Origin of the sequence: Nonomuraea zeae (assembly GCF_005889725.1) — a bacterium.
Taxonomy (GTDB): Bacteria; Actinomycetota; Actinomycetes; order Streptosporangiales; family Streptosporangiaceae; genus Nonomuraea; species Nonomuraea zeae.
Genome location: NZ_VCKX01000144.1, coordinates 17,390 through 30,693 on the forward strand (window position 1 = coordinate 17,390; position 13,304 = coordinate 30,693).

Here is a 13,304-nt window from a genome sequence, read left to right on the forward strand (position 1 = left end):
CGGCGAGCCCTATCTCTTTAGCGGGAGTTTCACGCCAACATTCACCCAATTCATTCCCGTGATCAGTCCGGTGTATTCATCGAACGGCATTCGACGCGTGGGATAGAAGGTGTGATGGCCAACAGCGCGCGGACCTCCCACGTCACTACCGTCGGCGATGACACCCAGCCCGTCTGGAAGGGGGCCCGTCGGAGTACGGAGCTGTCCTCTCAATCCGGACCGGTTGGCATTCTCCGCCGTATTGAACGTTGAGAGACCTTGCACGTCCAAGGCCTCCAACTGTGCGGAGGTCGGCGAATTTACGAAGCCATCTGCATCCACGTCGATGTCCTTCCCGGGACGGACCCTCGGGCCGCCCACCGTGTGGAGAGGTGGGCAACTGGAATTGTGCACCAATACCGGCGTGGCACCTGCAACCACATAGTACGTGTGCAGGTCGTCGACGGTCAGGTTGTGGACACGCTGGCTGGCGGTCCATGCCCGGACGTCTGTGATTTGGGCGTAGGTGCCGGCGCTGGTGCGTAGGAGCATGCCTGCGCGGAGTTCGGCGGCGGTGACCCATTTGCGGAGGTCGGCTACCCAGAAGGGGTGGCCGTCGGTCGCGATCACCACACCCTTGGCCTGCTTCTGGTCGCCGTCGGTGTCTGTGGTGATCTGTACCAGGTTCTTGGTGCCGTCGCCGCTGATCAGGGTTGTGACCTCGCGCGGGCCGGTCTTTCCGGTCTCAGGGTCGGTGGCCAGGACCTTGTCGCCGACCCGTACCTTGTCGATGGGTTTGCGGCTGCCGTCCGCCATCAGCACCATCGTGTCCGGGGTGAAGCTGTTGGTGAGGCAGTCTTCGGCCCTCTTCCCCTGCTTGAGCAGCTTGCCGCCGCCATTCACAAGTTTGCCGACGGGGATGATCCCGGCCAACGCGAGTGCACAATCCCCGAAGCCGGGATTGCTCAGGCACTTCTCGGCATCCGCCAGCCCGGTGACCTCGGCCAGGAAGGCCGCGGCGGGGTGGTCTTCCATTTCGCGGTGGTACTTCTTGGGAACGAAGGCCACCTCGTACTTCCAGCATGGACGCGCTCCGCACGGGCCGCCCTCGACCGTGTTGTTCGAGCCGCGATTGGCAGGCGGGTTGTAGGTGTCGGCTGGATTGTTGGCCCTGTTCTGGTGGGCTCCCTGGCCGCCGCCGCTGCACACCCCGTCCGGGCAGGAGTCGTGGAGCAGCCCGTCGGGGTCGCTGTAGGTGACGGGGCTGTTGTTGGCGTAGGCGTAGCCGTTGATCTGTTGCGGGTCGGCGGTGTTGGTGATGGGGTCGTCGGACAGGAACCGACCGGTCGCCGCGTCGTACTGGCGCGCGCCCAGGGTGGTCAGCCCCGTGGAGGCATCGACGGTCCCTCCGACGAAACCGAGCTCACCGGGTAAAGCGGCCGCGGCCCCCCGGGGGGCGCCGAACGCGGTCTGCCGACGCTGAGTGACCTTCAGGTTGTCGGCGTCGATCGCCGTGTGGATGGTGTTCTGATGGTCAGCTGACAGCCAGGTCAGGCCGCCGGCGTCGCGCATCCCCACGGTGGTGCCCGAGTGGGTGTAGTAGCGGGTGGCCGTGAGACCGCCGGTCGCGTCGGTCAGCCGCAGTTCCTGTCCGGGCAGGTAAAGGGTGGCGCCGGTGGGGTCGCGGCGGATCAGCCGGTTGCCGTCGGCGTCGTAGAGGAACTGGGTGCGGCCGTCTCCCGAGGTGACCTCGGCCAGTCGTCCCTCGGCGTCCCACCGGAGCTGCTGGCCCGGACGCTGGATGGTGTTCCCGGTCGCGTCGTAGCGGTAGCCGTCCGTGGTGGTCTTGGCGGCCGCCGTGGTGATCACCGAGGCGAGGGCGTGCGGCTGGGCGGCGCCGGCCGCGGGGTAGGTGTAGGTGCGCACGGTGTTTCCACCGGCGGAGTGCTGGGTTTCAGTGCGGCGGTTGCCTACCTGGTCCAGGGCGAAGGAGTGCCAGTAGGGGGCGGGCCCGGCCAGCGCCGAGACGCTCGGGTCGGCCTCGCAGCCGGTACGAGGTGTCCACGCCTCGGTCATCCGCCGCAGGTGGTCGTAGCGGAAGCATTGGGTGTCGGCGGGCTTGTCCTTGGGGGTGTCGGCGATGGCGGTGAGGTTGCCGATCGGGTCGTAGGTGTAGCCGATGTCGGCCTGCATGGGCGCGGGGACCTCGGCGTCGACGATCACCCGCTTCAGGCGGCGGGTGCTGGTGTCGTAGTAGCGCGACACCCAGGCGCGCTGCTCGCCCTCGCCCAGTTGGATGCGCTCCACCTCGCCGTAGCCGGTGTAGTCGGTGTTACTGACGTAATCCACCGTGCCGTCGTCGTAGCTGCCGAGCAGCGTGGTCGGCTTGCCGAGGTCGTCGTACGAGTAGTCCACGGTTTCCTGCAGCAGATCACCGATCCCGGGCAGGACGCGGGCATCGGGGCTGCCGTCCGGGTTGTACTTGGCCGTGGTGGTGTAGGTGCCGGCCAGCGTCTGGGTCAGCGGCGTGGCCGGGATGGTGAGCTTGCTTCCGCTGGGCAGGCCGAGCTTGGTGTAGCCGGTGACCTCGTTGATGAAGGCCTTGCCGTCGCCGTCGTAGCGGGTGGCAGAGGCCAGGTAGCCCTTGCCGTTGGTGGCGGTGTCGTAGGTCCACCGCGACAGCGGTGTTCCGGTGGCTGGGCCCTTCCAGACGGCCGTTGTCCTGCCCAGAGTGTCGTAGGTGAAGGTCAGTGTGACGTCGCGGGCGTCGGTGACGGTCTCCACCTGGCCGGCCGCGTCGTAGGTCCTTTCTGATCTGCCCTTGTCCGGGTCGAGCGATTCGATCAGCCGTCCGCGCAGGTCGTAGGTGTTGCGCCAGACGTTGCCGGCCGGGTCGGTCGTCGTGGCCAGCGCGCCGGCCTGGGTGTAGGTGTAGGTGGTGTCATCGAAGGTGGCGGTGGCGGTGGCGGTGGCGTCGTGGTGCTGGCGCAGTTCGGTGGTCTGGCCGCGGGCGTCGATGATCGTGGTGGTGGCCGTGCCGCCGCGCGGTGGGGTGACGTGCACTCGGTCGCCGCCGTAGGCGTAGCTGGTCTTCCACTTCTCCTGGGCGCCCGCCTGGAAGACCTCCTCGCTCGTGCGCCCGGCTGCGTCGAACCGGGTCAGCGACAGCCCTGGCACGTCGGTGTCGAGAGCCGACCACAGCTTGCCGTCCACTTCGGCGTCGTTGAAGTACGGCTGTGTGCTCTGGAAGGCGCGGCCGTGGGAGTCGTAGTGGGTTTCGGTCAGCAGCCGGCCGCCATCGGTGGGCGTCTGCGTCTGCCGTTCCCGCATCAACCCGTCATAGAGTGTCTTGCTGGTGACATACACCCCGTTCGGGCCCACGGACTGTGTGGTGACGACCGATGGGGCGTCGGTGTTGACCTCATAGGCGTACTTCAGATTGCCGCCGTTGCTGCCGCGGGGCCGGTTGGGCAGCCAGACCTCGGTCTTCCTGCCTAGAGCGTCATAGGTGATCTCGGTCATCACCTTGTCGTTGGGATTGATGAGCTTGACCGGCTCCCCCCACGCCGGGTCGAGCTCGGCCGAGGCCACGTGACCGGCCGCGTTGGTCTCCTGAATCCTGGTGAGCGGTCCCGCGTCGATCGGCGTGTAGGCGGTGGTGGCGGTACGGCCGAGCGCGTCGCTCTTGGTCAACGGCCGACCGTGGGCATCGAACGTCGCGGTCGAGACCAGTGCCCACACCGGACCGGACGCGGGCCATTCGGCGGCCTGCTCCACCTTGGTGACGTCACCCTTGGTGGGTGCCTGGTCGAAGTTCTGGCCGTCGTAGGCGGTGCGGACTGCCGAGACGGCGTCCGCCGGTAGCGAGACCGGGGCCTTGCACGCGGCCGCGACCGTCTCCTGCCGCGCCGGCAGGTTGAGCAGCCAGTCACTGGCGTTGCGAACGTAGGTGATGGTGGTGCACCGGTCGTCGTCCGATGTGTCGACATCCCCCAGGTCGCTGGTCGTGAGCGGCAGGCCGCGGTCGTCGTAGGTGTAGTCGATCTTCGTGGTGCGGTAGCCACCGGCCTCCAGCGCGGTGTAGGTGGCCACATTGCCTGTGCGCACCCGATACGCCTTCAGCGATCCTCGGGTCGCGACGGGTCCCGCCCACACCGGCGTGGTGATGGTCTTGGAGACGATCGGGCCGTCCTCGCCGTTGTAGGAGATGGACTCCAACTGCAGGCCACGCAGCCAGTCGTGATCTGAATGCTCCTTGCCGGTGCTGTCCTTCGCGGGCAGGGCCTTGGCTCCGTCGGTCCGGTGGTTGCCGTCCATTCCGCGGAAGTAGCTCTGCTCGCTCATCTCCACCGGGCCCGACTCGTCCCCGGGCGACCCGGTCCTGACCCGCACCCGGCCGTAACCGCGGAACTCGTTCCAGGTCCGGTCCTTGTCCTTGGTGAACTCGGAGGTGTCATAGTGCCAGGCGGCACCGTCCAGGTACTCGTAGCTGGTGACCTGCTCCGAAGAACTCCCGATGCGGTCGGACTCCGTGATCTGCGCGACCACATACTTGTGGAAGTAGTCCGTGCGCTCCTCGTGGCCGGGCAAGGCCCAGGTGACCGGGAAACACCGCATCGTGTTCGCCTGCGCGGTGGCCGGCATGTTCGTGCCCGACACACACTCGGGCTGGGCGTAGGCCACCGACACCACCCCGCCGCTCTCCGACACCACCCCGGTGATCCGATAACGGCTGATCGGGCTCACGCCGTCCACCGCGTGCACCCTGTTGGGCATGCTCGTGCCCTCGAACTTGACCGCGGGCAGCGACACGGTGGAACCACCCACATGACCCTTGTGCGTGATGCCCTTCAGCCACAGCGCGGGCTTCTCCCCCGTACCCGGCGAGGGGTAGGCGTGCTCCAGCGTCCAGGAGTCCACATCCTGGTACTCGCCGCCCTTGAGCACCCGCGTCGTGACCGACGCCAGCCGCTTGGTCGACCAGAACGACGGTGCGTGCTGGTCCGGGCAGGTCGCGGAGTCGCACTTGGACTCCCACGGCACATCCGGCCAGTTCTCCTTCTTGCTGGGGGTGCAGTCGCTGTCCGGCACGCACCGATCAGCCGGCGTGAACGCCACCTGCCCAGCAGCCTGAGCCGAAGAGTCCTTCCGCAGGCCGTACTCCACCAGCTTCAGCGTGCCACCCCGGACATAGCGAACCGCCGCGTCCTGCAGGTTCAGTCCGTAAGAGTTGATCTCCTTGTCGTAGGTGTACACGATCATGTTTTTATGCGGGTCGACGACCTCGTCCAGGTTCCACCGCCATGCCTGCGAACACGATGAGGCGGCGAAGCCGGACGTGCTGTTGCAGGGCTCGTTCGCGTCGTCGCCGAACACCGGCACCGTCCAGGTGGACGAGGACTCGGAGCGGGAGCCGAAGAAGTACTGCACGCCGCCGACCGTGGTGATCTTCCAATGCTCACCGTTGTCGTCGCCGTTGTTCGCACCGGTCAGCCGCTCGATCCGGGAGCCGTCGTCGCTCTCCAGGCGCCAATCGCCGTCGGCGTCATTCCTGACCAGCTTGCCGCTACCGCCGGGATAGGAGATGAAGGCGTTGTCACTGCGCCAGCACAGGTCCCCCGTCTTCGGCGGGACCGTCCCTCCCATATCGTCCTCGGCGCACGCACCGTACTGCCGCTCGATGAATCCGGCCGACAGATTCCATCCCTCGCCCGCCCACGAGGGCTGGTTATTGCTGGTACTGGTCCTGCCGTCGACGACCGAGGAGGCGTAGCCCAGCGCAAGCTTCGGCTCCAGACCACCCGGCGCCGGTGGCACCCTCAACGGATATGACCACGTGAAGTCGCCGGTATGCGAAGAAACATCCCACGAGGCGGACGGCGACAACGGCGACGCCGTCGACACGCCGGCACCGTCCAGCCATCTGCCGCCCGTCGGCTGGTTGTTCTTCCGGCCTTCCCGGCTGGCTTGGTCCTCCCCTCGTGCGCCCATCGTCTGCTGGGTGACGGCCACCGGCGTCAGCTCCGGCAGTTCAACAGAAGGGCCTGCCGCCTGCGCGGCGGCAGGGGGGGCGACGAGCAGCTGCGCCGTGACCATCACTGTGGTGACGATCGCACGCACATTCCCTATTTGTTGGAACATCTGTCCCTCTGTACTGGTTTATGCGATAGGTCAGGTCAGGTCAGGCGGCGGCGCGTTCGGCGATCTCCGCATCCGGAACGATCCCCTTTTCGACGCGCACCTCGTCGAGCGCCCCGGGGAAGTAGTCAGCGGGCTGGCCGTTGACCTTCGCGCGCCCGATGCTGAGAACGCGCACCGCGGTCCACAGCGCCACGTCGTTCTTGACTCCGGCGAGTTTCCCGCCGACGTAGAGGCGGAGCTGGCGGGTGGCGTAGTCGTAGACACCGGTCAAATGGGTCCACCGGTCGGCGACTGGTGCCGTCGCCGAGCGGGCGTAGACCAATTCGGTGCCGTCGGCGTCGTGTGTGTATCCGCCGAACACCCAGCGGTTCAGTTCGGCTCGATATTGCAGTGCGAACGCGCTCATCCGGGCGCCGTCCTGACCCACCACCGTGGCGGTTTTGGCCGTGCTGTCGAGTCTGGCCCAGGCCGAGACCGTGAAACTGTCCTCCATCCCGATACCGAGCGTCGAGGTCGCCGCCGAGCCGGAGGAGCCGTTCAACTGCAGCGCCAGGCCGACCTTCCCCGCCACGAAGGACGTGCCTCCTGACAGGGTGGCGTGCGTTTTTCGCCAGGAGGAGTCGTTCGCGGTGCTGTCGTCGAACGTGTAGTGTGCCCACGCGACGGCCGGCACGTCGTCGTGAACGCGACGAACCTCCCCGTCGCTGAGCGCGCGTCCGAACACCCGCACGTCGTCGATTCCGCGTCCGAAGAAGTCGGTGGGGACGCCCTTGCGCAGGGCTCTGCCGATCGTCAGCGGGCCGTTCGCCTTGAAGACGGAGACGCCGACCTGGACGGCCGACAGGACGCCGTTGACATAGAACCTGACCTGCCGCAGTGGCGCCTCGTACACGATGGCCAGGTGGGTCCACCGGCCATGAAGCGCCGGTTCCACCGACTTGAGCACAGTGGGCGGATCGTCGTCGTCCTCGGCGGCCAGCTCCGCTGCCCAGAGACCCGCGGCCTGGTCGTAGGTGAGTGCGAAGGAACTGGTGCGCGCGCCGTCCTGGGCGACGATCGTGCCCCTCTTCAGTTGCCCGGACCCCGGGGCGGCGGTATAGGCCCAGGCGGTCGCCGAGAAGCTGGCGCCGGTGCCGAGCTCGAGCCCGTTCGTTTGCGCGTAGCCGGAGGTGCCGTCCAGCCACAGGCCGTTGCCGCCGCGCCCGCCGGTCCAGGCGGCGCCGCCGTGCAGGGTGGCGGTGGCACCGCTCCGGCTGTCACCCGCCGTGGTCCCGGTGCCCTCGTCGAGCATCCAGTGGCCGACCGCGTCGGCGGGCAGAGTGGCCGGGCCCTGGATCGGCGGATAGGACGCGTGCAGGGTCTTGACCCTGGCCTTGTCGTGCGCGCCGGTGTACAGCCGGACGTCGTCGACGCGGCCCGGCCAGAACTCGGCGGTGTCGCCGTCGACCTTGCCCCGGCCGATCTGCACTCCGCCGACCGGCTTCCAGGGGTTGAGCAGCGTTCCTTCGCCCTGTCTCGCGCCGTTGACGTACAGCACCAGCGACCTGCCCGGGCGGTCGTAGACCCCGGTCAGGTGAACCCAGGAGTCGTAGTCGGAGGTGATGGCCGAGACGGCCGCCTTGGTCACCGGCGCGTTGTCCTTGTCCTCCTCGGGCAGTTCGAAGATCCACGCGCCCGCGGTGTTCTGATCGTCGTCCTTGAGGAAACCGAGGCGGAACTTGCTGGATCTGTCGCCGTCCACGCTCACCGCCGTCGCCCTGCAGGAGTACGGCGGATCGCTCAGGTCGCAGTTATCCGCGGCGGAGCTGGGCAGACGCACCCAGGCCGTCACTGTGAAGCTGTCATCGGTCCGCACGTCGACCCCGTCGGTGGAGACGCTGTCGTTCACGCCGTCCAGTTCGACCGCATTGCCGACCCGGCCGGCCGTGTACCCGGCGCCGCCGGCCAACGTGCCGTGCTTGGCGCCGACGGCGTCGCCGGCTTCATCGCCGCCCGGCTCGTCGAAGCGCCACTGGTGCACCAGGGACAGATCGCGTCCCGACATCACCTTGATCTCTTCGCTGAACAGTTGCCGGCTGTAGACGGCTACGTCGTCCATCGCTCCGGCAAAGTGGCCTTCTGCGGAAGATCCGTTTTGCCAATAGCCAAGGCGCAGGCGGCCGTCCGCTAGGTCGGCGGTCTGGGCGTGGTCACCGGAGGCCACCAGCGCACCGTTGACGTACAGCGCCATGCGCATGGCCCCCGCGTCGTAGACGCCCACGAGATGGGCCCACGCACCGGTCTTGATCGCGCCTCCGGTCACTCTGTCCTGTGTGCCACCCGTGACCGTGTTGTACATCACGAATCCCCACGCGCCATCGGATGTGGCCCCCAGGAGGAAGGAACCGTCCTGGGATGCCACCACCTGGTCGATACCGCTCTTGTCGGCTCTGACCCAGGCGGCCACGGAGAAGCTCTGCATGGCGTTCAGCGCATGGCCGGCGCTGACACCGTTGGGGCGAGCACCGTCGAGCTGCAGGGCCAAGTCATGCGGCTGCGGGTAGGTCGTCTGGCCGGCGGCCCAGGTGACCTTGCCGTCAACCGTGCCGTGCCGTGCCTTGCCCGAACTGTCCAGGACGTCGCCGTCCAGTTTCCACTGTCCGACCGAGACGTTGTCCATGCTGACCAGCCCTTGGATCTCGGCGACCGGCAGCGCCCGGCTGTAGACGCGGACGCCGTCCACCGAACCCAGCCAGAAGTTTGCTGGGCCGCCGTTCGACTTCCCGCGCCCGATCGTGAAGGGTCCCGCCGCGTCCCAGACCTGTTTGTGCGGGAGCGTGCCCATGAGGGTGCCGTTCACGTACAGCTTGATCTGCTGGTTCTGCGCGTCGTAGACCCCGCTCAGATGGGTCCACACCTCCGGTTGGACCCGCCAGTCCGGTGCGTCCGCTGGGCCCTGGACACGGTCGACCTGACCGCCACCGTCGACGTCCGCCCCGAACATCGCGAACGCCCACCGGCCGCCTTCCGCCTGCAACTCAAAGCCGCCGGTGCGGCTGCCGTCCTGGGACAGGACCACCTGCGAATCGTCCACCCCTGGACCGTCCTCCTGCTTGGCCTTCACCCAAGCCGCGACCGTGAAGCTCTGGCCGACGCTCAGCACCTGCCCGTGAGTGCTCAAGTGGCCGCGGGTGCCGTCGAGCGCCACGACCTGACCCCGTTGCGGGTCGGCGGTGAAGGCCGCGCCGCTCGACAGCACCGCGCTCTGGCCGCCCGGCACGGTGTTTCCCGCAGTGGTGCCGTCCTTCTCATCAAGCGGCCAGTGCCCCAGGTGGACGTTGTCCGCGCTCACCGCCGCCTGGACCTCCGCCGCCGACAGGGCCCGGTCATAGAGCTGGACCTCGTCGACCCCGCCGACCCAGCTGTCAGCCGGTGCGCCGCTCCATCTGACCTGCCCCACCCGCAACGACCCGTCGGCGTGCCAGGGCGTGCCCGTCCGCGTCGCCGCACCCGCCAGCTCGCCGTTCACATACAGTTTCAGCTGCTTGGTGTCCACGTCGTACACGCCGGACAGGTGTGTCCAAACGCCCAGTTGTGCCGACGTGGAGGACGCCATGTCGGTGCCCTTGTAGGTGTCGCCGGACCTGGACATGCCGAAGACCCATCTGCCGCCGTTCTCCGGCCGGTACCAGAGCACGAATCCGCCGAAGTTCGCGCCGTCCTGGCTCACTGCGGCCCTGGCCACCGTGGTGGTCGCGGAGGTGTCGAGCTTGACCCACGCTGACACCGAGAAGCTGGCGTCGGTGCGTACACCGTTGGCGGCGGTCATGGCTCCGGGTGTGGCGCTTTGCTCAAAGGCCAGCCCGTCACCCACGGCGCCCTTGGCGTAGGTCACCGACCCGCTGAGCGTCCCGTGACGCGTGCCGAGGAACGCCTTGTCCTCTGCGTTTCCCTCCAACGGCCACTTGGCGTAAGGGCCGTTCCCGGCCCGGACGTAGACGTGGTAGGTCACCATCGGGCTGTGGTGCCCTGCCCGGTCCACGCTCTGCACGCGCAGGTCATGTGGCCCATCTGCAGGTGGTGCGATCGACACCGTGGCCTTGCCGCCCAGGGCGTCAGCGTCCACTCTCAGGTTCGGAGGGTCATTCCAGCCGTAGACGAAGTGGTCGATGTCGGCCACCCCGGCCGAGTCGAACGTGAAATTTCCCGGCACGCCCGCACCACCGTGCCACCGGTTGTCATCCCGGTAGAGGGTGCCCGTCACTCCGGGTTGCACAGTCACGCCCTGCTGGTCCACGGCGAAGGGGGGGCCCGAAATCGATGGCCCCTCTCTCTCACCATCGTTCGCCTTCAGCAACCAGCTGACCGTCTTACCGTGGTGTCCGGTCAGGTCCACGTCCGTGCTGAACGAGGAGTCGCTGCCTTGGGTGGGGCCCCAGTCGCGGTAGTCCCGCGCGCCGCTGTAGTAGATGTCCCAGATAGGACGAATCTGGTCATTGTCGGGGTCCGACAGCCTGCCTTTCAACGTGATCGTGGCGTCGCCGACGTACGGGAGGCCGCCGCACCAGCGGCAGGGGGCTCGCAGGGACGGAGCGGTGGTCAGACCGTACGGAGCGTTGGGCATGCGGTTGTAGCGGACGACGAGGTTGGTGGCACCCGGGTCGTACTTGCGCCAGGCGAGATCGTCGTTCTCGTCCATCGCCTTGATGAAGTACGTGGAGACGTCGTCGGTCCGGATGCCACCCTTCACGTTGAATCCAACCGGCTTATATCCGAGGCAATCTCTGTAGGCGGAACCGACCGACAACGCTTTGACGAGGCCGCCCTCGGGCTTGTTGGTCCAGTTGGTGGTGGGATAGATCCGCCCCGAGGCGAGATACACCCCGTGCTCACGCGACTGGCAGGACGGGCCGTGGGTGATGGTCGTGTTCAGCGTCGCTTCCAGAATGTCCGTTCCGCGAAGGAAGGTCGTGTCGTACTGGAAGTACGAACGGGCTACCCCGACCCCGTAGCAGAGGCCCTCGTGGTTGTAGCACCTGCCGACCTTGGCTTCGCCGCCGTCGCCACCGCCGTTCCAGTACTCATCTTCCCTTAGCGCTCCGTCGAACACTTTGGCCCAGGCCATGCGCGTCGGCGTCCCCCAGAGCGGGTCGACGGTCACCGGAAACCGCGTGGCCGGATCCGCCAGCAGCTTCTTGTCCGGCTCCCAGGTGAGAGATCTCTCATCGACCGCCACTGCCGCAACAGCTCGCTTGGCACCCAGATCGCCACGCTCGGCGGAGTCCCACATCAGCGACGGCGGGGCCACGAACACGACCTCGCCTTCGCCGTCCTTGGCTTTCAAGGCGCCCTTCGCGTCAGCGCGCACCGTCAGCCCGCTGGTCCGCATTCCCAGCCGCACCGAAGCCACATCCGGCTGCTTGGCCGCGTCAGCGGACTTGATCACCAGGTACTGCGCGTAGCCGTCGGCGTTGGCCCGCATCACCAGATCGACACCGGGAAACACTTCGGCGTAGGTCGCGGTGTTGCCCGACAGCACGGGCTCGGGCAATGTGCCAGGCCAGGACAACGCCAGCCACTTCCCGGCGCGACCGTACCTCACCAGCGGCTTCTCGGAGCCGCCACCGGACAACGCCAGGTCCACCGACACGGCACGCGGCGCAATCGTGCCGTCGGCACGCCGCTCCAAGGTTGTGTCTACGCCGACCCAGCCCTTGTCCTGCCGCACGCGGACGATGCCCGGGCTCAGCTCGGCGACGAGCGTGCCGTCGGGCTGGGCCCGCACCATTCTGTCCTCGGTCGTCAAGTCGGCGACGACCACTGGCGCCCTCTGCGCACGCGCAGCCGCCATCGCCTGCGCAGTGCCGCTCGCCTCGGCCACCGTCGGCCCGGACGCAACCGTTGCCTGTGCGCTGGCTGGACGAGGAAGGAAGAATAGAGATTGCGCGACAAGCGACAATATGGCGACCGGGCCGAATATCCTGCTTCTTGTCCCCGTCCGGGGCATGGCGAACTCCACGTACATGAATAAGGAAGTTGTTCAAACAGAGCCCGCGGCTGGCCGCAGCGGAAACGTGTTTCATCGCGGGCGACTCGGACGCACCACCAGAGAGTGCGGCGAACACGGCTGCCGAGCCATCCTCAAAGGTAGATCATGCTTGACACCATTCTTTCGGCATCTTGGATGGACGCAGCCGGGCGGGACGACTCTGCCACACCGTTGATCTGTAGCCGAGGCTCAGAGGGAGCGTTGGCAGGAGAAGTGTGGTATTTGTCGGATTTGCTGCGACAACTTACCAATAGAGTGAAAGAGTGAAGATGGTGCCATGCCACCGCAGCCCTCGGGGAGTCCGAGAAGCCTGTCTTCTTTCGATCATGCGACGGATGCCAAGCCGTACACTTTTGGTGGCCGGGCAAGGTCGGTTCAGGTGGGCCCCTGACAGCCTCAACTGGGTTGAGGCCGGGGGCACAGGCGGGGCAGGTGGATGACCGTCAGCCAGGCCCGATGCTCGACCGGGCGGCCGTGCGGTGAGTGTCGAGAGCGAGGCAGGCGCCGCGAACTTGCGGTACTACCACCGCCCCTATCTCGGACTGCTGGACAAGGTGAACTCACGCCCCGCCAGGTCGCCGCCCGCATCGGCGTGTCGATCGGCACCATCCACTCCTGGATCAACGCTGGTTACCCGCCCGCTCGCCGTGGCCCCGCCAGCCGGTGGGCGATCCCGTTCCCGCCCGAGGTCGAAGCCGTCTCCACAATCCGGGCCGCCGGCTCCGCGCACCAGCATCACGACCAGGACTAACACTCCGCCGACCGCAGGAACTGAGTGTCACCGCGGCCACCCACGGCTCGGCGTCAAACCCGACGTCGTCTACCACTGGACACAGTGGGGCCACCTGACGGCCCGCTGCGGACCAGCCGGACGGTTGTCGATCGACCTCACCTCCGCTGCCGAGACGGCCTGCCTGCGGTAATTGCCTGCTCACCCGCGCTTCCCGCCGAGGTCAAAGACCAAGCCCAACACCGCCTGGAAAGGAAAGCAGTACGAGATCGTCGCAGGCGACCTGAAGATCGTGCGGGTGAATCGCCCCGGTTCCGGTGGAGACTTGATCTCTTGAGAGGATCGAGTCCATGCCAGGTAAGTCCCCCTATCCCGCTGAGCTGCGCCGCCGAGCGGTGCGGATGGTCGCCGAGGTGCGGCCGGATT

2 protein-coding genes are annotated in these 13,304 nt (G+C 67.3%); both read right to left on the minus strand.

Annotated elements, in window-relative coordinates; genetic code table 11:
- Nucleotides 1-9: 9 nt before the first annotated feature.
- Nucleotides 10-6,099, minus strand: a complete 6,090-nt coding sequence (locus tag ETD85_RS36115) for a polymorphic toxin-type HINT domain-containing protein (protein WP_170247019.1) — start codon at nucleotides 6,097-6,099, stop codon at nucleotides 10-12.
- A 61-nt stretch (nucleotides 6,100-6,160) separates the two neighbouring features.
- Nucleotides 6,161-12,124 (minus strand): LamG domain-containing protein, encoded by a 5,964-nt coding sequence (locus ETD85_RS36120; protein WP_138694313.1) that lies wholly within the window; start codon nucleotides 12,122-12,124, stop codon nucleotides 6,161-6,163.
- Nucleotides 12,125-13,304 lie beyond the last annotated feature (1,180 nt).

Coding starts and splice junctions, on each gene's coding strand:
- ETD85_RS36120 (WP_138694313.1), bottom strand. CDS start 12,124: ATGTACGTGGAGTTCGCCATGCCCCGGACGGGGACAAGAAGCAGGATA.